20 protein-coding genes are annotated in these 25,419 nt (G+C 49.4%); 12 read left to right on the forward strand and 8 right to left on the reverse strand.

What is annotated here, in order from left to right; all coding sequences use genetic code 11:
* Nucleotides 1-75 precede the first annotated feature (75 nt).
* Entirely contained in the window at nt 76-1,209 is a 1,134-nt protein-coding gene (locus Q0K92_RS02360; RefSeq protein WP_297324204.1) for a Fic family protein, read from the reverse strand.
* Nucleotides 1,210-1,343: 134 nt separating this feature from the next.
* Here Q0K92_RS02360 and Q0K92_RS02365 point away from each other — a divergent pair, with 134 nt between their 5' ends.
* Entirely contained in the window at nt 1,344-1,595 is a 252-nt protein-coding gene (locus Q0K92_RS02365) for a type II toxin-antitoxin system Phd/YefM family antitoxin (protein WP_297324205.1), read from the forward strand.
* On the forward strand, nt 1,592-2,014 hold the full coding sequence (locus Q0K92_RS02370; protein WP_297324206.1) for a type II toxin-antitoxin system VapC family toxin: 423 nt from the start codon (nt 1,592-1,594) through the stop codon (nt 2,012-2,014). Before Q0K92_RS02365 ends, Q0K92_RS02370 begins: the two co-directional genes overlap by 4 nt.
* A 283-nt stretch (nt 2,015-2,297) precedes the next feature.
* Here Q0K92_RS02370 and Q0K92_RS02375 read toward each other — a convergent pair whose 3' ends face one another.
* Nucleotides 2,298-3,557, reverse strand: coding sequence for a restriction endonuclease subunit S (locus Q0K92_RS02375; protein WP_297324207.1), 1,260 nt, complete (start codon nt 3,555-3,557; stop codon nt 2,298-2,300).
* The gene (locus tag Q0K92_RS02380) at nt 3,554-5,779 is read right to left on the reverse strand and encodes a type I restriction-modification system subunit M (protein WP_297324208.1); all 2,226 of its coding nucleotides are present in this window, start codon (nt 5,777-5,779) and stop codon (nt 3,554-3,556) included. The genes Q0K92_RS02375 and Q0K92_RS02380 overlap by 4 nt, the downstream gene beginning before the upstream one ends.
* A 118-nt stretch (nt 5,780-5,897) precedes the next feature.
* On the opposite strand from Q0K92_RS02380, the gene Q0K92_RS02385 reads away from it, so the two are divergent.
* The 5 genes from Q0K92_RS02385 to Q0K92_RS02405 all read left to right on the forward strand — a co-directional run bounded on the left by Q0K92_RS02385 (nt 5,898) and on the right by Q0K92_RS02405 (nt 8,029).
* A complete protein-coding gene (locus Q0K92_RS02385) occupies nt 5,898-6,065 on the forward strand; it encodes a hypothetical protein (RefSeq protein ID WP_297324209.1) in 168 nt (55 codons plus the stop codon).
* Entirely contained in the window at nt 6,062-6,415 is a 354-nt protein-coding gene (locus Q0K92_RS02390; RefSeq protein ID WP_297324210.1) for a DUF2141 domain-containing protein, read from the forward strand. Before Q0K92_RS02385 ends, Q0K92_RS02390 begins: the two co-directional genes overlap by 4 nt.
* Nucleotides 6,416-6,424: 9 nt before the next feature.
* Complete coding sequence (locus Q0K92_RS02395) at nt 6,425-7,249, forward strand: alpha/beta hydrolase (protein WP_297324211.1); 825 nt, start codon at nt 6,425-6,427, stop codon at nt 7,247-7,249.
* A gap of 213 nt (nt 7,250-7,462) precedes the next feature.
* Nucleotides 7,463-7,747, forward strand: a complete 285-nt coding sequence (locus Q0K92_RS02400) for a type II toxin-antitoxin system RelE/ParE family toxin (protein WP_297324212.1) — start codon at nt 7,463-7,465, stop codon at nt 7,745-7,747.
* A 3-nt stretch (nt 7,748-7,750) separates the two neighbouring features.
* Nucleotides 7,751-8,029: an addiction module antidote protein gene (locus Q0K92_RS02405; protein WP_297324213.1), complete on the forward strand. Its 279-nt coding sequence runs from the start codon at nt 7,751-7,753 to the stop codon at nt 8,027-8,029.
* Nucleotides 8,030-8,264: 235 nt separating this feature from the next.
* Here the strand turns inward: Q0K92_RS02405 and Q0K92_RS02410 are convergent, their stop codons facing one another.
* The 5 genes from Q0K92_RS02410 to Q0K92_RS02430 form a co-directional block, all read right to left on the reverse strand.
* Nucleotides 8,265-9,185 (reverse strand): toll/interleukin-1 receptor domain-containing protein, encoded by a 921-nt coding sequence (locus Q0K92_RS02410; RefSeq protein ID WP_297324214.1) that lies wholly within the window; start codon nt 9,183-9,185, stop codon nt 8,265-8,267.
* 212 nt (nt 9,186-9,397) lie between these two features.
* Entirely contained in the window at nt 9,398-12,532 is a 3,135-nt protein-coding gene (locus Q0K92_RS02415; protein WP_297324215.1) for a CusA/CzcA family heavy metal efflux RND transporter, read from the reverse strand.
* Nucleotides 12,533-12,543: 11 nt separating this feature from the next.
* The gene (locus Q0K92_RS02420) at nt 12,544-14,124 is read right to left on the reverse strand and encodes an efflux RND transporter periplasmic adaptor subunit (protein WP_297324216.1); all 1,581 of its coding nucleotides are present in this window, start codon (nt 14,122-14,124) and stop codon (nt 12,544-12,546) included.
* A gap of 128 nt (nt 14,125-14,252) precedes the next feature.
* A complete protein-coding gene (locus Q0K92_RS02425; RefSeq protein WP_297324217.1) occupies nt 14,253-15,599 on the reverse strand; it encodes a TolC family protein in 1,347 nt (448 codons plus the stop codon).
* A 183-nt stretch (nt 15,600-15,782) separates the two neighbouring features.
* Entirely contained in the window at nt 15,783-16,124 is a 342-nt protein-coding gene (locus Q0K92_RS02430; protein WP_297324218.1) for a hypothetical protein, read from the reverse strand.
* Nucleotides 16,125-16,294: 170 nt separating this feature from the next.
* On the opposite strand from Q0K92_RS02430, the gene Q0K92_RS02435 reads away from it, so the two are divergent.
* The 5 genes from Q0K92_RS02435 to Q0K92_RS02455 all read left to right on the forward strand — a co-directional run bounded on the left by Q0K92_RS02435 (nt 16,295) and on the right by Q0K92_RS02455 (nt 25,319).
* The gene (locus Q0K92_RS02435; protein WP_297324219.1) at nt 16,295-16,720 is read left to right on the forward strand and encodes a transcriptional repressor; all 426 of its coding nucleotides are present in this window, start codon (nt 16,295-16,297) and stop codon (nt 16,718-16,720) included.
* Between the two features lie 63 nt (nt 16,721-16,783).
* The gene (locus Q0K92_RS02440; RefSeq protein WP_297324220.1) at nt 16,784-17,107 is read left to right on the forward strand and encodes a hypothetical protein; all 324 of its coding nucleotides are present in this window, start codon (nt 16,784-16,786) and stop codon (nt 17,105-17,107) included.
* Between the two features lie 144 nt (nt 17,108-17,251).
* On the forward strand, nt 17,252-19,315 hold the full coding sequence (locus Q0K92_RS02445; RefSeq protein WP_297324221.1) for a TonB-dependent receptor: 2,064 nt from the start codon (nt 17,252-17,254) through the stop codon (nt 19,313-19,315).
* 220 nt (nt 19,316-19,535) lie between these two features.
* Nucleotides 19,536-21,770, forward strand: a complete 2,235-nt coding sequence (locus Q0K92_RS02450; RefSeq protein ID WP_297324222.1) for an adenylate/guanylate cyclase domain-containing protein — start codon at nt 19,536-19,538, stop codon at nt 21,768-21,770.
* Between the two features lie 345 nt (nt 21,771-22,115).
* A complete protein-coding gene (locus tag Q0K92_RS02455) occupies nt 22,116-25,319 on the forward strand; it encodes a tetratricopeptide repeat protein (RefSeq protein WP_297324223.1) in 3,204 nt (1,067 codons plus the stop codon).
* Nucleotides 25,320-25,419: the final 100 nt, after the last annotated feature.

Below are 25,419 nucleotides of genomic sequence, written 5' to 3' on the forward strand. Positions count from 1 at the left end.
AATCGTCGCCTAAGTTAAGGGAAAGCGGTTTCCCTTAACTTAGATGTTAAATAAGTTAAGGGAAATGGATTTTTCTTAACTAACGAACAAGGTTAAGTAACGATCAAACGCATACACTCTTCCCTTTTGCTGTCCGGTAATTTCCTGCAACAGCCCTAATTGTTCGAAATCCCGGATCAAGGCATTCGCTGTTGGTGAGCTCACGGGTAGATTTCGTTCAATGTCAGCCGCTGTCACAATGGGCTTACGATACAATAAATTCAACAACTGCCGCGCATTGGCAGCACGTTTGCCCAATGTCAGCACCGCGAGTTCCACCTCGGTGCGTAGCGCCAATACCTGCCGGAACACGTCGCGTCCCTTGGTGGCAGTTTCGGCCACGCCTTGCAGAAAGAAACGCACCCAGTGAATCAGGTCGTTCGATACCCGTACACCCATCAGCGCATCATAATAACTCGCCCGATTGCGTTCGAAAAAATCCGACAAATACAATGAAGGTTTCTCCAGCAAGCCATGGCTAACCAGATATAAAGGGATCAGCAAACGGCCAATACGACCATTGCCATCCAGAAACGGGTGAATGGTTTCGAACTGATAGTGACTGATCGCCACGCGGATCAAGTGTGGCACCACAATTGCCTCATTGTGCCAGAAGGCTTCCAGATCGCTCATCAAATCCGGCACGCCATCCGGATGGGAAGGAATAAACGCGGCGTCCGTCAGGCTGGAGCCGCCGATCCAGTTCTGGCTGGTGCGAAACTCGCCCGGCAGCTTATGCTCTCCGCGCACCCCGCGCATCAGAATTTCATGCGTTTGTTTCAGTAGCCGGTTCGACAGCGGTAACTGCTTTAATTCAGCAACCGCACCATTCACTGCGTCGATGTAATTGCGCACCTCGCGCCAGTCATTGCGCTTTTCCGGTTGAATCTGATCTTCCGACATCAATGCCTCGTCGATGCCGGTCTGCGTACCTTCAATGCGGCTGGAAGTCTGCGCCTCCTTCACCACGTGCATTTCAATAAACAGATCAATATCCGGCACGATCAAAGAAAAAGCATTCAATTCCCCGAGCGCCCGGTTAGCCGCTTCCAGCAGGGCGTTGATGGTCGCATCTTCCCAGACCCACTCATGGTTCACCGGTACTGGTTCGAAACTCTTGTATTGATAGCGCTGCCGCCAAGCACCGGCTTTAAATGTTTCAAATTTCATGGGTGATCCTCCATGCCGGGTGGAAACCGGATGTCAAAATATTCGATGGAAAGTTTACTAAAGAAGGAACATAGCCAAGCCATCCGCTTTGTGCTAAATTCTGGCCAGACTGGACAGAATAATTGGGGAATATTATGCATAAAGAATGGCAACTGCAGGAAGCGAAAAGCAATTTCAGCCAACTGATCAAACAAGCAGCCAGCGGCGACGCCCAAACGGTCACCGTGCACGGCAAACCGGCGGCAGTGGTGGTGTCGGCGCAAGAATACGCCCGCCTCACGCGCCGTGAAGGCAAGCTCTCCGATGCACTGCTGCAACCCAGTCTCGCCGCGGATGATCTGGATATTTCCCGCAGCCGTGACACCGGACGCGCCATCGCGCTATGAGCTGGCTGCTGGATACTTGCGCACTGTTCGAATATGTCCGGAAAACCCCTGCGCCGGCAGTCATCCGTTGGTTGGACGAACAGGATGAATCCAGCTTGTTTATCAGCGTCATCAGCCTGGGCGAAATCGAGAAAGGCATCCTCAAATTGCGCGCATCCGATCCGCGCCGCAGCCAGAAGCTCACTGCCTGGCTGGGTAAGGTGGAGCAGCGTTTCGCCGGGCGCATCCTGCCACTCGACGCCGCTGCATTGCATGTCTGGGCGCAAATCGCCGTACACGCCGAACTGACCGGGCAGCCGCTGCCGGTGATGGACGGCCTGCTCATGGCCACCGCCCAATGCCACGGCCTCACCGTGGTCACCCGCAACGTGCAGGATTTCACGCTGTACCCGCAAGTGTTCAACCCTTGGGCGCTGTGAGCCCATCGCAACAATGCTTTCACGCCATTTCTGTGCCCTGTCATTCCAATCGGCACGCTTGTCATTCCGGACAACAGCGAGGAATCTTCTGTTCTGTATAAGATTTCTCCCGGAGTTTATCCCGAGCGAAGCCGAGGGAGTCGAAATGACAGTGGTGCCAGTGGCAGCAATGCCACGAACGGCAGTGTCATGCCGAACGCAAGTGAGGAATCTGAGCCGCAATACAGGATTTCTCCATGCTGTCGAAATGACAGGCGGCTTGCGGTCGCGTCTGGTTTTGAAATCAATCACAGGCCGATTCCTCCATGCCGGGCGGAAACCGGATGTCGAGATGCTCGACGGAAAGTTTGCCGGAGATGAGGCGGGGGAGAAGCAAATCCCTTGTACTTCGCAAGATCATCGTCTGTTGTAAGATACTTTGTATCTGAACAAATATTGGATTCACGAGCGCATGATATTTGAGCACGATACTTTTATTTGGACGAAGAATTTTCAGAGAAGAAAACTTGCCTTTACTCAAATTAGTCATGGTCGCGCCTGTTGCACCAAACATTTGGATTGCCTCTCTCAAGTTTCTAAGTGTAAAAAATGCCCATTCCAGATCTGACAGATTTCTTACGACCACACTATTTATCTGTTGGTTGGTTTGGCATTCACTGGTCGTGATCGAAACAATTCCACCAGTCCCAATGCAACTTACACAAATGCTGCCTCTGGAAATGGTTTGTGATGGCTGTGAATCAAGTCCATTTTGAGAGAGTCTTTCCTCAGTCTCTAAAATAAAAATGTTTCCGTGCATGTCAGGTGTTTTGATGAAGAAATAAGGGCCTCCAAAATATCGAGGATTGTCTGTAGAAGGTGTTTTTCCCGTGACAATTTTGCCAATTGAATCAACTCTATCAATTTCCCATCCCTCAGGTATTCCCTTAACATTTTTCACATTTTCATGCCCGGGAAAGCGCAGGCGCACAAACCATTCACGGTAGATTTCCTCGGCCATCTTTTCCAGCAGCGCGATGCGCCGCTGGTTGTTTTCGATCAGCTCGTTATGGGCGGTGAGGATAGCAGCAATTTTGTCCTGAACTGCTCGAGGTGGCAGCAGAAGCTTTAATTCCTTTGCTACAGTGATATTGAAATGCTGCTGGGCAGCGCCAACGAGATTTCCATCCACTAAATCACGGCCAAAAGTTGAATTGAATATTGAGCACAAAAAGTGTGGATTCAATTGCTTCCCGGGTCTGATGATCACTAAGTCACTACAATTTGCAATTCCCAACTTGCGAGGAATGACGCAGGCAGTACCAGGATAACCAGTCCGAACAACCGCCACATCGCCTAATTGCAGAGCTGATTTTCGGATTTGTGCGTGAAACTTCTCGTCTATGTATTTAAGTCCTTTAAGATTAAGACTGAACGGTGTTATGTTCTGTGAGCGAAGAAAAGGAATACCGGTCTCACAATATTCGTGCGCCATTGAACCGACAAAACCAACAGTCACTAGATCACAAACATTTTTGAGCTTGGTAGCACACCAACTATTCATTCATCCCCCACAATCTGTACCACATTATGCGCGATCACCGTTTCCAGCCTTCGCGCCTCATCATTTAACTGCACCAACTCATCATTCATCGCCAGCAACTCTGCTATAAATTCCTCCTCACTTTTACCATCCTCCTCAATCACCACGCCGACATAACGCCCCGGATTCAGCGAATAATCCTGTTCCTGCACTTCGTCGGGCGTGGCCAGTTTACACAGGCCGGTAACGTCTTCGTATTGCGCGTTGGGAAAGCGTTCCTGCAGCCAGTGGATATGCTGAAAGTACAGTTCGGCATTTTTCATATCCTGATGCAGTTCTTCCAGTGCGGTTTTGAGTGCTTTTGTTCTGCGGTCAGTTGCGGTGCGCTTGCCTTCCTGTTGCGCCTGCTCGGTTTGCTGTTTTTCGTGCTGACGCACGGTCTTGTCGAGACGCTTCAAGCCTTCGTGCAATGCGGAGAAGAAAGGATCGAAGGCATTGCGCAACTGGTGTTGTGCCTGATTCCTGGCGTTGACGGTTGCTGCGGAAGACTCCGTGTCAGCATAAGATTCCTCACTATCGTTCGGAATGACACTATTGTCCGTGACACCGCTGCCAATTCGATCCCCCCGATTGTCATTTCGACCAACGGGAGAAATCTTGTGCTGCACGTAAGATTCCTCACATGCGTTCGGAATGGCAGAACCGTTCTGCTGTAAATAGTGCTGGTAGCGCGTTTTGAGCTTGTCCAATTCCGCCCAATGCTGTAGCAACTCTTCCACCGCTTGTTTGCCGCCCGCATCGTCCAGCACGTCAAGCAGTTGCGCGCAAACGGGTTCGATCTTTTCGTTGTTTTCGATCAGGCGCTCCATGCCCGCGGTGAAGTAGCGGTCGATCAGTTGCACGAATTTTTCGCGCTGGCCTTTGTGCAGGTGGCTGATGATGGCGATGTTCCGGATGTGTTCTTCGCTGAATTCGCGGTGGGCGCGGTCGATCTGGGTGAAAATGTTGCGCGCGTCGATGAACAAAATCCTGTCATCATTCTTGGCTTTATCGAAAAACCACAGCGTGGCCGGCAGCGTGACGGTGTAAAACATGTTCGACGGCAGCGTCAGCATGGCGTAAATCAAGTTTTGCTCGATCAGCGTTTTGCGAATGTCGGCTTCGGAGTGGCGCGCATCGGAGGCCGAATTCGCCATGACCAATGCGGCGCGGCCTTGCGGTTTGAGCGAGGTGGCGAACAGGCTGATCCACAGGTAGTTGCCGTTGGGCACGGTTTCCTTGCCTTCGTCGGCTTTTTTCACTTTCGATTTGTTGCGCGGGATACCGTAGGTGTTGAAACGCCGGTCCTTCTCCACGCTGGAAAGGCTCACGTCGTCGACGTTGAACGGCGGATTGGCGAGCACGTAATCGAATTGCTCGAAGCTGTCATATGGGTCTTCGTAATAGGTGTTGGCCTGTTTGATTTCGCCGCGCAGACCGTTGACGGCGAGGTTCATCTTGGCGAGCTTGACGGTATCCTGGGTTTTTTCCTGGCCGCAGACATACACGCCCCTGTCCGCGCCTTTCAGTTCATTGCGATGTGCTTCGATGAACTGGGCGGATTGCACGAACATGCCGCCGGAGCCGCAGGCGGGGTCGAACACCTTGCCGCCGTGCGGCTCGATGATCTCGACCATCAGGCGCACTACGGAACGCGGCGTGAAAAACTCGCCGCCTTTCTGGCCTTCGCTGCGCGCGAATTCGGACAGGAAGTATTCGTAAATTTGCCCGAACAGGTCGCCGGTCGCATTGGCGGGAATATCCGCAAACGTTCTCAGCAATTGTTGCGGGATGGTTTTGTCGGTGCGCGTCAGCGCCGCGTATTCGTCCTTCGGCAGCACGCCTTCGAGTTCCGGCTTGTATTCCTCAATCGCCTTCATCGCTTCCTTGAGCGCCTTGGCGATGTCCTTTTCTTCCGGCAGATTCAGCAGATAATCGTAGCGGGTGTGGTCAGGCAGGTAAAAACCGCATTTTTCGATGGCGATTTCAGAAACCGGTTTCTCGCGACGCGTGCCCTGCAACTGCTGATATTCGGCGAGAATGGCCTGCTCGTGCCGGCGGTAGTTGTTGTCGGCAAATTTGAGGAAGATCAGCCCCAGCACCGGTGTCGCATATTCGCTGGATTTCAGGTCGGAATTGGCGCGCAGTTTATCGGCCGCGCTCCATAAATCGGCTTCGAGTTTTTTCAGTTGCTCTTTGTTCATGAATTCCCGGAACGAACGACATTGCGCTTAGTTCGTATCGCTATTAATCTAAGCGATGCGGTTATAGTAAACCATTCAGTCTTTATAAAATAGTAAAAATCCATTCTTGATGAAAACCATGCAATACCATATCACTTTGCTGTTATCCACACTATTCGTCAAACCGGTGCTGACCTTCGCACTGGGTTTACTGATTTCCTCACAAATCTATGCATCCGAAGCATTGCGCATCATGCCGCATGAAGCGCCGGATGCTTGCAATGCAGCACCGCTCAGGTCAGGGTGACTGTCAAAAATGTAACAGCCGGTGGTGCTTTAAACATCGAGTTGTACGATGATCCGGACAATTTTCTGTTCAAAAAAGGGCGCAAACGCAAGGTTCGTATTCCGGCGGCAGCAGGGCAGCAGAAGGTCTGCATGAATCTCGACCAGCCCGGTACATACGCAGTGGCGGTCTATCACGATAAAGACGGAGACCGTAAATTAAAAAAACATTGGAATCTGTTACCACGTGAACCTTTTGGTTTATCGAACAACCCGGACAATCCGAATGGCTTTCCGAATTTCAGCGATTCTGCATTTACCACCGGTAGGCTCGGTGCGGATATCGTGATTAATTTGCGCGAACCTGAGTAATACGCGAGCATGCGCATGCTGCTTGGCCTGTTCGTGATGTTTGGGGTCGCGTATCTGGCGGTAGTGCTGTTCCTGTATTTTGGCCAATCCCATCTGGTGTATTTTCCACAGCAGCAAATCGGCCAAACACCCAAGGCAATTGATCTGGATTTCACATCGGTGCATATCGCCACCAGTGATGGTGAGACGTTGCATGGCTGGTGGGTGCCCGCGCCCGATGCCAAGGGGACGGTGCTGTTTTTTCACGGCAACGCCGGAAATATTTCCCATCGCCTGGATTATCTGACAATGTTCAAGCAGCTCGGCTATAACACGCTGCTGTTGGATTATCGCGGCTATGGTCAAAGCAGCGGTATTCCCTCGGAATCGGGCACGTATCTGGATGCGCAAGCTGCTTGGCATTATTTGACCGAAATCAAGGGCATTGCACCGGCGCAAATTGTACTGTACGGCGAATCGCTGGGCGGTGCGGTGGCTGCCTGGTTGGCTGCGCGCGAAAAACCTGGCTTGCTGGTGCTGGCTTCCACATTTACTTCAGTGCCCGACTTGGCCGCAGAGATTTACCCATTTTTGCCGGTGCGCTGGATCACGCGTTTTCAGTACAACACGGTGGAATCGCTAAAATCGGTGACATGCCCGGTGTTTATCGCGCATAGTCCGCAAGATGAAATCATTCCGTTTGCGCATGGGCAACAGTTGTTTCAAGCAGCCGCAGAACCCAAGCAGTTTTTGATGCTGGAAGGCGGGCACAATACCGGGTTCATTTTTATGCAACCGGTGTGGATCAGGTCATTAGGAGGGTTTATGGCTATTCAACTGAACAAAAAATCATAAACCCACAAATCCGTCCATCACCGCGCATTGCATTAGTCGTAATCAGATTACTGAATTGACTCAGTGACATCATCAAAGATGCACTGTGACCTTTTTGTATATTGACAGGACGCATCTCGTTAGCGCCCTGGATTTGAAGCTATCCTGTAACGATGAATCAGTAATATTGCCATTCTGTCTCCTGAAGAATACAATTCGTCGATGAAATACCAGTTGTCAACGACGAAAATATTTGACGAATGGTTCCAGAAGCTGGATCGCACAACGCGAAACAAGCTGCTTGCCCGTTTTGACCGAATTGAAAATGGCAATTTTGGTGACCACAAAACCATCGAAAATAATCTGTTTGAACTGCGCTGCTTCTTCGACGGCGGTATCAGGATTTATTACACGATTCGCGATCATTGCGTGGTCTTGCTACTGTCTGGCGGTGATAAAAGCAGCCAAACCAAAGACATTGAAAAAGTCAGAATAATTCTTGAAATGCTTGGAGATTAAGAAATGACTGTTAAAACCAAAAAACTCGACATTGCAGCCCGCCTTGAAACCGACGAAGACATCCGCGAATTCCTGCGGGAAGTTGCGAAGACAGGTGATACGTCCGACTTGATCCACGCCCTGAACACCGCCGCCCGCGCCAAGGGCATGACCGAAATAGCTAAACAGGCCGGAGTAACGCGAGCGAGCCTGTATAAATCCCTGGCGGAAGGCGGTAATCCGCAATTCGATACCATTGCCAAGATTGTTGAAGCATTGGGGTGTAAGCTCGTAGTATCTTGATGTGTTGTGACTCAAAATTTTCCGGGCGCACGTTGATTTCTTTGTAAATTGTAAGGTGCGACCCAATTGTGTGTATTGTTCACAAGAATAATACCCGGTAGGCTGGAGTGAATCGGCGAACCCCAGCAATTAGTGTGAGGTGGCTGCTGGGGTTTTTCTCGTCAGATTCAACCCTTTTGTAAGGCCGGCGCTGATTGGTAATCGATAATCATCGTGGTATCGCCGGGTGCTTACATCACTCCATCGCAGAAAACCATACCTCAAGATTTCCTGCTTTAGCATTCTTAATTTTTAAACGACTTGAATAAGCGTTATCAATACCATTTGTTTTAAGTGTAGCAACAATAATACTGGCTGATACTTCATCTTCATCATAAAAATAACGTACATTCGCTTTTTGAGGAGCATCTGCTTTTCCACTGATGTCCTCTATGCCTTCAACACTGAAACCGCTTTGAATTAAGTCTTGCTTGATTTTTTCTGCTTTCTGATATTGATCTTTGTTTGCTATATGAAGATAAACATGGGTGTTCATTTTCTTCTGAGGGGCGACAGCAAGATTTGCAGTTGATTTAGATTTATCATTTGGTGAGAACAATCCCGAGTCGATCAAATAGCCTGTTCCTACTATGAAAATCGAGATTATGAATGTGCGTACATAAATCGATTGGCGATGGGCCGAATTTGGTTTAGTTTGTAATAATTGCGGTTGATTAGTCGTATCAACATCAGCGCTTACAGATTTTTCAGTAATTGGTAGGGGGGTGGTTTTTATAGTTGACTGAATATCTTGGAGTAGTTGTTCAAAATGTGGTGATGGGTGTTGCGATTGCCAGTCACTTAAGTCAGCAGCTTGAATACTTCGAAAACCGATGGGTGGTTCAACACAATCCAGTAGCACTGGAACTAAAATTCCACGCTTTTTACCTTCATCCGCTTCCTCGCTGACCCAGTTTGAATCTATCGAATGGTGCGACCACGCAACAATCACGCAATCTGCATCACTGAGAGCCTTGCCAATATAGCTCCGCCAAGTTTGACCAGTCGGAATACGCCGATCCCAGAAAACAGACCAACCTTGACTTTCAAGTGCGTGAACGAGAGGTTGAATCCGCAATTCATCCTCTCGGGCATAACTTATGAATATTTGGGACATTTGTTTTAACCTATTTTTGGCGATAGCATGTAACAATATTACAAAGCCAGAATGATTGCGGCTGTGATAAAAATCACAGCCGTGCGGTAGGCGGGGAGAGTCTGCGAACCCCAGTAGTTAGTGTGAGGTGGCTGCTGGGATTCTTCTCGTCTTTTACTCTACGGGTTGCAGCATAGTCCATTCATTGTCATTAAACAGTTTGACTACCAATCTCAAGCATTTTTCTTTTTCAAAGCCCTTTGCAACGAAATCCCCTTCACCACCGCATACACCGCCGGAAAAATAATCAATGTCAAGATTGTCGCGGATACCATACCGCCGACCATTGGTGCGGCGATGCGGCGCATCACTTCGGAACCGGTGCCGGTGCTGAGCATGACCGGCAGTAAGCCGACCACGCTGCCGACGATGGTCATCATCACCGGGCGGATGCGGTAGACGGCGCCTTGTACGACGGCTTCATACAGATCCGTCAGCGTGACTTTCTCGGCCATCGACTTGCGTTGCCGGGTGATAGTGGTCAGCGACTGGTCGATGAAGGCGAGCATGACCATGCCGGATTCAGCGGCGATGCCGATCAGGCCGATGAAGCCGACCACTGCGGCGATGCTCAGGTTGTAGTTGAGCCAATACATCAGCCAGATGCCGCCGACCAGCGAAAAAGGTATCGACAGCATGACAATCAGCGTTTCGGTCAAGCGGCCAAAATTCAGGTACACCAGCAAAAACACCATCAAAATCGTCAGCGGTATCACCAGTTTCAGTTTCTCGGTGGCGCGTTGCATGTATTCAAACTGCCCGCTCCAGGTTGCATAGTATCCCGGCGGAAATTGCACCTGTTCGCGCACGGCCTGTTGCGCATCGGCGATATAGCCGCCGATATCGCGGTCGCGAATATCGACAAAAATGTAGGCGGACAGCAGCGCATTTTCCGTGCGGATACTGGGCGGGCCTTGCACCAGCTTGATTTTAGCCAGTTGGCCCAGAGGAATCATGGTGCCGCCCTGGGCTGGCACCAGCACTTGCGTGGCGATGGCTTGCGGGTCGCTGCGCAGTTCGCGCGGGTAGCGAATGGCGACATCAAAGCGCTCGCGGCCTTCCACCGTGGTGGTAATGACAGCGCCGCCCAGCGCCACCGAAATGACTTCGAGCAAATCGCCGACCGCCAAACCGTAACGCGCCAGTGCCAGACGATCTGGTTCGATATCCAGGTAATAGCCGCCAGTGATGCGTTCGGCATACGCGCTGGCGGTACCGGGCACGGTTTTCACCACGGCTTCGATTTGCCGGGCGAGCGTTTCGATTTCATTCAGATTGTTGCCGAACACCTTGACGCCGACCGGTGTGCGGATGCCGGTTGCCAGCATATCGGTGCGGTTCTTGATCGGCATGGTCCAGGCGTTCGCGACACCGGGGATTTGCAACGCCTGATCGAGTTCGGCAATCAATTTGTCGATGGTCATGCCGGGTCGCCATTCATGTTCCGGTTTCAGATTGATGATGGTTTCGGTCATTTCCAATGGTGCCGGATCGGTGGCAGTGTCGGCGCGCCCCGCTTTGCCGAAAACTGATGCCACTTCAGGGAAACTCTTGATAATCTTATTCTGCGTCTGCATGGTTTCCGCTGCTTTGGTCACGGAGATTCCCGGCAACGTGACGGGCATATACAGCAGCGTGCCTTCGTTCAGCGTCGGCATGAATTCCGTGCCCAGTTTCGTCGCCGGATAAATCGTAGCGCCCAGTACAACCAGTGCGATGACCAGTATGGATTTTTTCCAGCGCATCACCCCGGCGACAACCGGTTGATACCAGCGAATCATCAGGCGCCCCAGCGGATTATCTGCTTCACGTGGAACATGGCCGCGAATCAGCAGTAAAATCAGCACCGGAACCAACGTGATGGATAGGATTGCTGCGCCTGCCATGGCAAAGGTCTTGGTGTAAGCGAGCGGCTGGAACATGCGTCCTTCCTGCGCTTCCAGCGCGAATACCGGCAAAAACGACACGGTGATAATCAACAAACTGAAAAATAGCGACGGGCCGACTTCCTTGCACGCGGTAATCACCGCATTGGTGCGGGATTCACCCGGCCGGAGACGCGCCAGATGCTTGTGCGCGTTTTCCACCATGACGATGGCGGCATCGGTCATTTCCGCAATGGCCAGTGCAATACCGGCGAGACTCATGATATTGGAATTGATACCGAGCTGCGCCATGGCGATAAAAGCGATCAGCACGCCGATCGGCAACATGATGATCGCCACCAGCGCGCTGCGTGCATGCATCAGAAATACTGCGCAAACCAGTGCCACGATGACGATTTGCTCGATGAATATTGTTTTCAGCGTCGCAATGGCGCGGTGAATCAACTCTGAGCGATTGTAAACCGACTCAACCGCCACATCCTGCGGCAAGCCGGATTTGATCTGGTCTATTTTCGCTTCGAGATCATGAATCACATCCAGCGCATTCTCACCATAGCGCGCCACTGCAATGCCCGATACCGCTTCGCCTTCGCCGTTCAGTTCGGTGATGCCGCGGCGTTCGCTGGGGACGAGTTCTACGCGGGCAATGTCTCTTAACAGCACAGGTTTGCCGATATGCGCCCTGACCACCAGATTTTCCAGGTCGCTGATGCTGTGCAGATAGCCGCGGCCACGTACCATATATTCGGTTTCGGCCAATTCGATGACGCGTCCGCCAACATCGCGGTTGCTGGCGGCAATGACTTCGGTGATGCGTTTTAACGGGATGTCATAGGCTTGCAGGCGGCGCGGATCGACGGTGATTTGGTAGGTTTTGACAAACCCGCCGACACTGGCGACTTCCGATACGCCGGGCACGGTGGTTAATTGATAGCGCAGGAACCAGTCCTGGATGGTGCGCAATTCGTCCAGCGTGCGATCTTTGGCGGTGACGACATATTGATAAATCCAGCCGACCCCGGTGGCATCCGGGCCTAGCGCGGGTCGCACATCGCGGGGTAATTGGTTGGCGGCAAAATTCAGATATTCCAGCACGCGCGAGCGCGCCCAGTAAATGTCGGTGCCGTCTTCAAAAATGACATAGATAAACGACACGCCGAACGCCGACAAACCGCGCACGACTTTGGATCTAGGCACAGCGAGCATGGCGGTGGTGAGGGGATAAGTCACCTGGTCTTCGACGACTTGCGGCGCTTGACCGGGATATTCGGTATAAATAATAACCTGCACATCGGACAGATCCGGAATCGCATCGACCGGCATTTTCCATAATGCGTAAATGCCCCAGCCGACGATAAAAGTTGTGCTCAGCAGCACTAGAAAAACGTGCCGGATCGACCATTCGATGATATTTCTAAGCATACGAGCGCCTCCTAATGATCGTGAAAGGTATCCGCTGGCTGGATGCGCACAATGACAAACTCGCCGGCCGATTCTTCGGCGATTTCAAAGATGACTTTCTGGCCGGGCTTGAAGGATTGCAGTAACGTCGGTTCCAGAAAACGGAAATCCATGGTCATCGCCGGCCATTTCAAACTTTCAATCGGGCCATGTGCGAGGGTAACGGTCGCGTGCGTGAAATCAATCGCTTCAATGCTGCCTTGACCACGATACTGTACTTGTGACGGCGACAGCACCGCTGAGCTGGGTTCGATTTCCTGATCACCGGATACCGGGTAATAGGTGGTATGGCCAAAACTGTTGAGTGCGCTTTTAAAGTTGCTTTCCGCGTCGATCAGAAAATTCGCCTTGACCACTACGGCTTCTCCGGCGCGCAGCCCGCCCAGCACTTCGCTATAACCATCGGCGTGCATACCCAGCTTCACCGTGCGCGGCTCATAACGGCCCGTGCCGAGATCGACCAATACCACCCGGCGGGTGCCGGTATCCAGCACGGCGGAATCCGGAATGGTCAATACTTTGTTCTTGCTGTGGAACGATGCAAATTCGGCACGCGCATACATGTCGGGTTTCAACAGCCCATCGGGATTAGGCAGCACGATGCGCACAATGGCCGTGCGCGTCTCCGGCGTTACCGTCGGATAAACAAATGCCACTGCGCCGTTGAAAACCTTGTCGGGATAAGCATCCACCCGGATGGTGACCAACTGGCCGGGATGGATCAAGCCCAGGTCTTGTTCGAATACATCGGCCAGCATCCACACACTCGACAAATCGGCGATCTGATACAGCGTTTCACCCGGCATGAAGCGTTGCCCCATGATGGCTTTTTTTTCCAGCACCACGCCGTCGGCTTGCGCGCGCAAGGTCATATTCTGCTGCACTGTACCGGTTTGTTGCAGGCGCCGTAACTCAGTTTCCGCGATATCCCAGTTGCGCAATTTTTGTAGCGCACCGGCAACCAGTCGTTGCATCGCGGCGCGCACGTCGGCATCACCATCGGCGACGGCTTGCAAACCTCTTGTCGCAATCAGGTATTCCTGTTGCGCGGTGATCAGCTCAGGACTGTACACATCCATCAGCGCATCGCCTTTCTTGACCGCTTGCCCGGTGGTATTGACGTGCAACCGGTGAATCCAGCCTTCAAATTTGGTCACCATAGTGTATTGTTTGCGCTCATCGGTCTGAACCGTCGCCACCGCGCGTACAGTGCGTATCAGTTCGCGCAACATCGCCGCTTCGGTGCGCACGCCGAGCTTTTGCACTTTTTCCGTGCTTAGGGTCACGATGGCTTGATCCGACGGCGGTTCATCGCCTTCGCCTTCATAAACCGGTAGATAATCCATGCCCATCGGATCTTTTTTGGGAACCGGAGACGTGTCGGGCAACCCCATCGGATTGCGGTAATAAAGAATCTTTTTTTCGCCGTTGGCCGCTTGTGGTGAAGTGACTGCGGTGTTTGTCTGTGATTGCGTATGACCCCACCAGTAACCTGCGGCCAGCGTGGCAATCAGCGCAATTGCAGCGATGATCAGTTTTGCAATGGTTTGCATAGAAAACTCCATAATTTGCGTCGACTCTGAACAACTGTCATTTCGAGCACAGCGAGAAATCGTTATTGCCAACTCCCAAAGATTCCTCACTGCGTTCGGAATGACAAATGAGGTTATTCAGCGTCTCCTTAGTGCTGCTTTTTGCCAACCAGCCAATCGATTTCCGCCAGTGCTTTGTTGTAATTCGCCATCGCGGTGATGAGGTTGGTCTCGTAATCGAATACCGTCATCTGATTATCCAGCAGGGTCAGAAAGTCGACTCGATTCACCCGATAAGCTGCCAATGCGGATTCAACCGTCAATTTCGCCTGTGGCAAAATGGCGGTTTGATAGAGTTTTACCGATTTCAGGCTTTGTTCCGCCATGGCAATTTGCTGGCGCAGTCTTGCCGCGATTTCATTTGTTTGCGCCTGGTACAAACTGGATGCCTGATCGCGCAGCGCTTCAGATTCCATGATACGCGGCTGGATTTTATTGCCGCGCCATACCGGCAGATTAACGGCCACCGTCATGCTGACCATATCGTCGCGCCGGGTACCGTCCAGCATGTTGTCACGCTGACCATACGATAAGCGCACATCGAAATCCGGGTAATACGCCTTACGTGCCAAATCGACGGACTTCTCACTGCGTGCAATCAGACTTTGCAATGCCAGCAATTGCGGGCGCTGCGCCAATGCTTCTTGTTGCAGCGTCTCCAGCATCAAAGGGGCTTCTTGAATGTGCAGCGACATCGGAAGCGGAATCTCGCCCTTGGCGTTGCGTCCCAGGGCACGGATCAATTCCGCCTCAAACACGGGTTGCTCGCGTGCCAGACCCAGCAATCTGTCCAGCATTCTCGATACTTGTGTCTGCGCTTTCAGCACGTCAGCCTGACTGCCTTGTCCTACTTGATAGCGCTCTTCAGCAATGCGCAGAAAATGTTCGAGCGTTTGCTTGTTTTTTTCAACCAGCTTGATCATTTCCAGCGTTAACCCCAGATCAAAATAGGCTGTTTTGAGATTGTGCACGACGCGATTCACTGTTTCATGATAGCCCTGCTCAATCGCTTCCGCATCCTTGCTGGCAACCTCTTTACGCAAGCCGCGTTTGCCGGGAAAAGGCAGACGCTGGGACAGGCCGATCATTTTCATGGTCATATCCTCGCGGTTAAATGGCGACGACGCCAAAGGCGCATTGATCACCCCCGCTTCGAGCATCGGATCATCCAGTGCCTCCGCCGGCGCTATACGGTGCTGGGCTGCTTCGCGCTCCTGGTGCGCGGCCTGGATTTCCGGATTATTTTCCAGTGCTTCAGCAATCAAGGCCGGCAGCAGTGTGGTATTGGGCGAATTGGATGCTGCAAAGGTTTTTTGCGGGATAGATTGCGTAAGAATTGCTGCGCCAGTTTTGTTGGCAGCAATTTCCTGCCCCTGCGCAGCGGTTGTGATTGCGATAACAGTCAACGCCATCATGGGCATGTCCGCGCGCTTCACCGTGACCTCCTGATGCAATTGTGTGGTTGCTGATGCGTGTTAATGACGAATATAAGGAACATGTTAACCTCCTGACAGATAATCATCATGATAATAATAGGTTGCGACCATGCACTATCTGCGCTTACTGCCGCGCAGAATAGATGCGAGTAATGGCTTTTTGCCCGGATTACAGGCGGATTTCTACAGGGAGGCAGTCAAAGGAGGGCGTTGCGGTTGTTCCGGTACAAACGAGATGAAGCCGGCATTCAATGTAAACACGTCAGAAGTTTTATTAGTCAGCATCGGTGCAACATAATCCGGCACAAGTGGCGTATTGCTGTAGGCATCACAGGAAGCATCGTTGCACGGCAAGCTGGCAAGTACATGATCAGTTGCGCTGTTAGCCGTTTGCTGATGACAATCATCATGATGATGGTTGTCGATGGTTATCGCTGGCTTGTCATGATGATCATTGAGGTTCTTTTCCTGTACACACACTGACAAAACAGCCGCTGCTGCGCCTTGCGCTGGCAGCCATAGCATGAAAAAAAACAATATCCATTTGTAATTGTGTACTTTCATGTTTTTATTATAAACAATTTCCACTTTATAACGAGACAAACTTATTTGCTTTCAGCGCTGAATAAATCATCGATTGCATCGAGAAATTGATTCCATTACAATCCTTGCAACATTGTTGCGTTTATTTAATTATGCTTAATAAGCTACACATCACCGCTGAAGATATGATTCAGCAGAACGGCGGTCGGGCAACGGCAGGTAGAATTGGCATACTGGCTATTTTGCTGGCTGAACAGCAAGCGATGACACATCGGGAAATTGAGCAGCGTTTACCGGGGACATTGCAACTGGATCGGGTCACTTTGTATCGTGCGTTGGAGTGGCTTGTCGGGAAAAATCTGATTCACAAGGTAACCAGCGATGACCGGGTGTGGCGCTATCATGCTAACCGTGAAGTGCATAATACGCATCAACATGCGCACTTTAAATGTACATGTTGTGCGCAGGTGATTTGTCTGGATGATTTAACGATTGAACGAAACTGGCATCTGCCAACGGGTTATCGATTTCAGGAAATCGAATTAACGGTAAAAGGCCTGTGCGCCGACTGTGGTTGAAAAAGCTTATGTTGCAGGAAGTCGAGAGATTTTCTGTGGTGATGCAACCCGTTTGAAACTTCAATGATACGCAAAAGCTTATTTCTATTTTTAACGCTCGCATTATTGTCTGTGCCGGTCTTTTTGATGGCGCACGCTTTCACACATTTTGCACAAACCGATGTGCTCGATGTGGCTGAAACCGACAGTGATGAAGGGGTTGATCTCGATGAAATCTGCTTGGAGTGCCTTGCACTTACCGCACTAAACATCATTTTGATCGCTGCAGGATTAGCCCTGAGCGATTCAGCATCACATCGCCGCTTGTCATTCTGGGCGATGGAACGTCATTCTGACAATGAAACTCTTCCCTACCATTCACGCGCACCACCGTTTCACATTCTTTGATTTATTAAACAGTTAATCCTGATCTGAATCAATTATCAGGCAGTCTATGGATTGCCATGATGTGTATTCATTACTGGTGATTGATCAGTTTCATTGATGCAACTCAGTTGCACAACAAACACTCTATTCAATTAGGAAAGCGGTATGGGTTATTCTGACTCCAAATTAAATAATGTCAGCAGACTGAATCAAGGTGCGTTCCTTAAAGCGACAGTAATCATCCTGGTATTTGTACAGTTGGAGATGTCCGCTGTTTACGCACAAGGTGCTAATAAAAACACAGAATTACCAGGTGTCGTGATTACCGCGCCCACCACAAGCTCGGCCGAATCGACCGGAATCAAGGCGGATACTGTCGTGCAAGGTGATCGCCTGCGCCGGAACCGTGAGACTAATCTGGGCGATACGCTATCGCGTGAACTGGGAGTTTCTTCGAGTAGTTTCGGACCCGGTGCAGGCCGTCCGATTATTCGGGGTCAGGATGGGCCGCGCGTGCAGGTATTGGAGAATGGCATCGGCACCGGCGATATCTCAACGATCAGCCCGGATCATGCGGTGGCCACGGAAACGTTGAGTGCTTCACGCATCGAAATACTGCGCGGACCGTCCACATTGTTATATGGCAGCGGTGTATCGGGTGGCGTGGTTAATGTCGTGAATGAGCGTATTCCTGATCGTTTGTTCAGGACACCACAAGCTAATTTTGAAGGACGCTTCAATTCCGCCCTGGAAGAACGCAACGGTGCGCTGGCTGCATCGGGAAGTATGGGTCGAATGTCCTGGAATATCGAAGGCGTCAAAAGAAAAACCAATGATGTGCACATCCCTGGCCATGCCAATATCAACGATCCCAATAGCGATGTCGGTTTCGTCAGAAACAGCGCGATCGATTCCAGTAATTTGTCGGTGGGTAGTTCGTATATTGGGGAACGCGGTTTTGTGGGGATGTCGATTTCACGGTTGGACAATTTTTACGGCATTCCCGGTGCCGAAGGCGCCAAAATTGATATGGGTCAGACTCGCTATGGCTTGGCCGGTGATCTGGATAATCCATTAAAAGGATTCCAGCAACTCAAAATGCGTTTTAATTATAACGATTATCAGCATAGCGAACTGGTGCAGAACAGCAACATTGGCAGCCGTTTTAATAATAATGAGTTGGAAGGTCGTGCTGAATTGGTTCATGCCCCTATCGCACAATGGCAAGGTATCATGGGCGTGCAATTGCAAAATCGCAATTTTTCCGCAAAAGGTGAAGAAGCTTTCGTGCCATCGAGTTTATCGCAATCCGCCGGATTATTCATGCTTGAGAAACGCCATTGGCAGCGTTGGCAATTCGAAGCGGGCGGGCGTTTTGAGCATACCATGCATAATCCGCAAGCGGCGCTGCTGCAAACACGTGACTTTAATCTGTATAGTATTTCTGCGGGGAGCGCGTGGAAATTTGTCGATGGCTATCAGATTGACTTTACCGCCACGCGCGGGCAACGTGCGCCGAATACTGTTGCACTGTATGCCAATGGTTTTCATGTCGCCACCAACACGTTTGAGCAAGGCAGTCAAACGCTGACTAAAGAAACTTCCAATAACTTCGACATTGCGCTGCAAAAAACCGCAGGCATGGTCACAGGAAAAGTGAATGTATTCTACAACCATGTCAATGATTACATTTTCCAGCAAAGCCGCGACAGCAATGGCGATGGGTTCGCCGACAGGGTCAATGATGAGGGCGCGCTGGATAGTCGTGGTGCGTTTCTGGTACAGGATTTTGCACAAACCCGCGCGAAATTTTACGGCCTGGAAGCTGAAACCATAGTGACATTACTACCCGAAATGCTTAATTTGCGCTTGTTTACTGACATTGTTTACGGTCGGTTGAAGGATAACGGCAATATTCCGCGATTGACGCCGCAGCGCTTTGGTTTTGATCTGGACTACAAAAAAAATGCCTGGTCGGCTAATTTCAACCTGACGCGTGTGGTTCAACAGGATCGCGTGGCTGTGCTGGAAACGGAAACCCCCGGCTATACTTTGATGAATGCAGAAATGGGTTATCACATGAAGCTTACCAAGTCTGTTAATTACACCCTCTTCTTGCAAGGTAGGAATTTGCTGGATAGTGACATGCGTGTTCACACCTCTTTTTTGAAGGATATTGCGCCATTGCCAGGGCGCGCTATTGTTGGAGGAATTAGAGGCACGTTTTAGCAGGCTGCTGAAAAATTATCTGCGTTGCCGCTACGGTGTTAAAAACAGGCTCAAAATGCTCGGCTGCCTCGAAAACGTTTTTCAACAGCCTGTGTACAGACAAGTGAACATAAGCTGAGCAGTCTTGCTGGTTAATAGGATGAAAAAATTGCATAATGTCTCAGAATTGTTTCTCAGCTTGTAATCTTCAGTAAACCAAAACCGGTAAATTCAACCTGACATGGCAAAATGGTTCAAGCAGTTTCTTTTAGGGTGTGTGATCGGTTTGCTGGGTGTGCTGGCGTATTTTTTGCCGCTTGAAGAAAAATTCGGCTTATCTTGGTTATTTCATCTGCGCGGCGCGATGACTGCACCCGAAGATGTGATGGTCGTTGCAATCGATCAACCTTCTGCTGCGCAATTGGATTTATCAATTAAACCCAGATTGTGGCCTCGCGACATCCACGCTCGCCTAATCGATAAACTTGCGCAAGCCGGTGCTCGCATTATCATCTTTGACCTTATTTTTGATACACCGAGTGCCATATCCGAAAGCGATGCGCAGCTAGCGCATGCCATTAAAGCAGCGGGTAATGTCGTATTGATCGAGCGATTGGTTTATCAGGACGCGGAATTGCTCATCGACCATAATAATGCTTTACGCCACCGTATTATCCAGGAAGGTTCCGCGCAACTCTTGCCATTGATTGCAGATGCCGCAAAAGCGCGCGCGCCTTTTGCATTGCCTAAAACGGAGCGGGTCAATCATTATTGGACCTTTAAGGCGAGCGCCGGAGATATCCCCACGGTACCCGTGATTGTGCTGCAAATTTTTACCTTGCCTATTTACGATGATTTTGTTCGGCTGCTGCATGCGGCAGATCCGGCATTAGCCGAGCAGATACCTGCGCAAGCGCATGACATCGATATCGAAGATTTGGTCTTCAGGCTGCGTCATATTTTTGTCGATCAACCCCGGATAATCCAAAAAATACAAACAGCGCTCAATCTTGATTCAAAAATAAGTCTTACCGACAAAAGGTTGATGACTTCACTGCTCAATTTATATGCCGGTCACGAAAAAAACTACCTGAATTTTTATGGCCCGCCGCGTAGTATTACTACTGTGCCTTATTATCGGGTGTTACAGCTTGGTGAAGGCCATGCTGCGAAAGGTCTGCCGCAGGAGATTGATTTTAAGAATAAGGTCGTTTTTGTCGGATTCTCAGGCGCAACGCAGTCTGAACAGGACATCGTCCGCGATGATTATCATACGGTATTTTCCAATCCCGACGGACTGTTCATTAGCGGCGTCGAGATTGCAGCGACGGCTTTTGCCAATTTATTGGAGAATAAGCCCGTCAGACCGCTACCCCTTCCGGGTAGCTTAGCTTTTTTATTCCTATTCGGCTTATTTGCCGGCACTGCCTTGCAGATATTGCCCTCCCGAAGCACCATCGCTGTGGGTGTCTCTGCCATATTCATCTATACTTTCATTGCATATTCTTTCTTCAAAGAAGCAATGATCTGGTTGCCATTAGTCATTCCAGTCCTGCAAATTGTATTGGCTTTAATGCTGGCTTGGGTATTAAAAATCTTTACACTCGAGACATTTGTCGGTGGCTCTGGCCCTGACGAAGCGCTGGATCAGATTATCAATAAAAATAAGGGGCGATTTTATGGCCCATGCTTGGCAACCGATATTGCAGGCTACACAACGATATCGGAATCAATGAGCCCATCGGATCTTGAAAAGCTGATGGTGAGTTATCGTACCTTATTGAGCAATACGATCAATCAGCATATGGGAAGGGTGATGGATACTACGGGAGATTCATCCCTGTCAGTGTGGATCAAGGAGTCTGTCAATCCGGTTGTGGGGTTGCTGTTCAAGTGGATCAACAAACCTGTGAATGCGGATGTGCGAATTGAAGCATGCCGGGCATCACTTGATTTAAGTGTTGCGATTGAGCGTTTCAATAAAGTGAATAGCCCACCACTGCCGACCAGGATTGGCTTGCATTTTGGCAGTATGTCGATGAGCAAAAAAGATGGGGTTTATAGGGTTACAGGCGATGTCGTAAACACAGCCAATCGAATTCAAGGCGCCAATAAAGTTTTAAAAACGCGCATTCTGGTATCGAGTGATGTGCTGGATGGATTGAACGATTTTCTGGTACGTCCATTAGGCGGATTCTTGTTGCCAGGAAGAGTGCATCCGGTCAATTTGTTTGAACTCATTACTTATCAGCAATTGGCCAGTAAAGAACAAATATGGTTATGCGAGATTTTTGCGCAAGCCTTAAGTGCCTATCAGTTACAAGCATGGGCTGAAGCCGGTCAAGGCTTTGGCGATATCCTCAAGGCGTTTCCCGCGGATGGTCCCGCGCAATTCTTTCTTGCATTGTGCCAACGATACCAAAACGAGCCTCCCAAAGGCTTGTGGAATACTGTCTCAAGAATAGACAGTAAATAATCAAAATACCTCTCAAAAAATATATTCAAGAAATGGAAGTATGTATGTGAGAATTCTCACATACATAAAGTAGGTTTTTTTACTACACTTTGATGCAAACTCGATAAATATCGAATGTCCGGATTAGGTATAAGGTCATCGGCTTCGTATAATGAGCGACTGGTTGCGTCGGCTAAGTTGTCGAGTATGTGGTTTTTCTGCAATTAAATATTATACGGCGCTCATTTTCTTGAGCCCGTAAAAGCAAAGAAAGATTAATGAATGAAGACATGCTGGTCAATTGCGACTTATCTGTGTCACAGAAAACTTTCAACCATGCTATTCACTGTTTTTACGGTGATATTCGTGGGAACTCATATAGGTAAAGCGCATGCGACAACATCTTGCAAATTGGAAGTTGCACAAATTGTATCGATGCAAGGCATCATCGAATTGCGGCGCGTGCAAGAAACAAAATGGCAACAAGTCGACGTGAATACAATGTTGTGCGCGGGCGACATGATCCGCGCACGATCGCAAAGCCGCGCAGCGCTGCGTTTGAGTAACGACAGCATGCTGCGGCTTGATCAAAGAACAAGTATCACATTTCCGCAATTGCAAGCAGAGAAAGGCACCTCGTTGCTGGATTTACTGGAAGGCGCAATACACATCATCACGCGCACACCGAGGCCCTTTAAAATCAGAACACCGTTCGTCAATGCGAGTGTGGAAGGCACGGAATTCTTCGTCGGCGTTCGCGAGGACAATGCCGAGGTTGTTGTTTATGAAGGCAGGGTATCTGTCAGCAATGATCTGGGCAGCCTTGTATTAAACGATCACGAGGCAGCGATTACTTTCAAGGATCAAGCGCCACGAAAAGAGATCATCATTCGCCCCACCGATGCCGTGCAGTGGGCTTTGTATTATCCGGCGATCGCAGATTATTGGCAGCGTGTTGAAGTAAAGAAAGCACAGGATGCCGATAGCCTGATCCAAGAGGCGGGTCGTTTGCTGACTGTCGGACAAGCGGATGAAGCCAAGAAAAGTGTCCAGCAAGTACTCCAGCTAGAGCCCGACAACAGTGACGCGCATGCGCTACTCGCAATCATCGCCGTGACGCAGAACGAAAAGGATCAAGCGCTTGATCTAGCCACTAAAGCAGTGACGCTCGATCAGCAATCCGCCGCTGCGTATTTAGCGCTTTCGTATACACAACAAGCGCATTTTGAAATTGAAGCAGCGCTGAAAAGTGTACAAAAAGCAATCACACTCGATTCAGACAATGCGCTCGCCTGGGCGCGAGTCGCTGAATTGCAGATGTCGCTGGGTGATTTGGACCGTGCGCTGGATTCCGCACAACATGCGGTAAATTTGCAGCCCGATCTGGCCAAAACGCAAACCATATTGGGTTTTGCCAATCTGTTGCAAATCGATACCCAAACAGCAAAAACAATCTTCACGCGCGCGATTGCGCTGGATCAGGCGGATCCGATGCCACGGCTGGGTCTAGGGCTGGCTTTGATTCGCGAAGGTGAATTGGAAGCGGGCCGCATAGAACTGGAAATTGCCGCCAGCCTGGATCCGGCCAATTCGCTGATCCGTAGTTACCTCGGTAAAGCGTATTTTGAGGAAAAGCGTTATTCGCTATCCAGTACCCAATTTGACCTGGCCAAAGAACGCGATCCGAAAGACCCGACACCGTGGTTCTACGACGCCATCCAGAAGCAAACGCAGAACCGACCCATCGAGGCCTTGCAAGATATTCAGAAATCCATTGGACTGAACGATAACCGCGCCGTGTATCGATCCAAATTGCTGCTTGATCGAGATGAAGCGGCGCGTGGTTCCAGTCTGGCGCGAATCTTTGAGAATTTGGGGTTTGAGAAGCGTGCGTTGATGGAGACCGCCAAATCACTGAGTTTTGATCCTGCTAATCATTCTGCGCACCGATTTCTCTCAGATGCATATGCCAACATCCCGCGTCACGAAATAGCTCGTGTGAGTGAGTTACTACAAGCACAACTTTTACAACCCATCAATGTGAATCCGGTACAGCCGCATCTTGCGGTAGCGGATCTCAATATTATTGCCAACACAGGTCCTTCTTCGACCGGATTTAATGAGTTTGCACCACTCATGGAACGTAATAAGCCACAAGTGGTTGCCTCGGGAGTTGTTGGTAGTAATAGTACATTCGGGAATGAGGTGGTCGCGTCAGTACTATATGACAAAGCTTCCATCAGCATGGGTCAATTTCATTATGAAACTAATGGATTTCGCCTAAATAATGATCAGAAACATAATATCTACAATGTATTCATGCAGTATGCAATGACACCAAGATTTAACGTACAGGCGGAGTTGCGCAAACGTGAATCAGAACACGGCGATCTGTTGTTAGATTTTGATCGAGATAAAAATAATTTTCGTCAGGAATATCGTAGAGAGGTGAATGAAGATATCGCGCGGGTAGGTGCACGATATACGTTATCCCCTAATCAAGATCTACTGGTTAATGCAAAGCTCATAGAACGTGATGGGATTTCGAGTAATACAAATGGATATCAGTTTGAGTCACAGCATCTATTTCGGGAAAGATATTTCAATTCGACGATTGGAGGTGGTACTTATCGATTTGCTTTTAAGGACACTGAGAGTGCAAAACTTAATAAAGATAATATTTACATTTATACGAATACTAATTTTCTCAGAAATCTAAATACAACGTTTGCTCTAAGCTATGATTCTCATATCGGTGTCGATAATCGCAAAAAAGAAAATATAAATCCAAAGCTTGGTTTGCAGTGGGATATAAATGACAAATTTAGATTTCGAGTTGCTTGGATTAATACAACTAAATCTCCCTTGGTTGCGCAGCAAACGCTAGAACCTACACAAGTGGCAGGTTTTAATCAGTTCTTTGATGATATAAATGGAACAAGGGTGCAACGTACGGGAGTAGCGCTGGATTACCGTATGTCAAGTGATTTGTATAGTGGTATAGAGGCTTCAGAACGTAACCTGAAAGTTCCTTATCCTTCTATTAAGCTTGATTCTTATGGGAGCGAAGCATTTGAAAAACAAAATGAACAATTGTACCGTGCATATTTGTATTGGGTGCTTCATTCCTATTGGGTGATTAGAAGTGAGTTTGAATATGAACAATTTTCCAGGAATGCTGAAAACTCGTCTATTGCAAGCCGCGATCCAGTAAGGATCCAGACATTGAGCGCGCCATTTAATATTGAGTACTTTAATCCTTCAGGGGTATTTCTTAAGCTTACAACAACTTTTGTGGAACAAGATTTAATTCGTAAGGGGGTAATTAATGGAGATGTGGTGAAAGTTCATAAAAAAAAAGAAAACTCTGGATTTGATTCTTTTTTCTTAATTGATACAAGTATTGGATATAGATTACCTCAGAGAAAAGGGATAGTTAATTTTGAAGTGAGAAATTTACTTGATGAGAATTTCTTTTATAGAACTCAAAATTTTTTTACGTCGGAACCTATAAATCCGCGTTACGTGCCTGAACGTACAATTTTTCTTAGGTTAGCTTTAAACTTTTGAAAGGAGCTTGATATGAATATGCAAACTGAAGTGGTCCCCTACAACTGTACAACCTGAAGGTAGAATTAAGCTCTGCCATGGGTAGTTAATCAAGCTCAGG

It is taken from the genome of Nitrosomonas sp. (assembly GCF_024282095.1).
Taxonomy (GTDB): Bacteria; Pseudomonadota; Gammaproteobacteria; order Burkholderiales; family Nitrosomonadaceae; genus Nitrosomonas.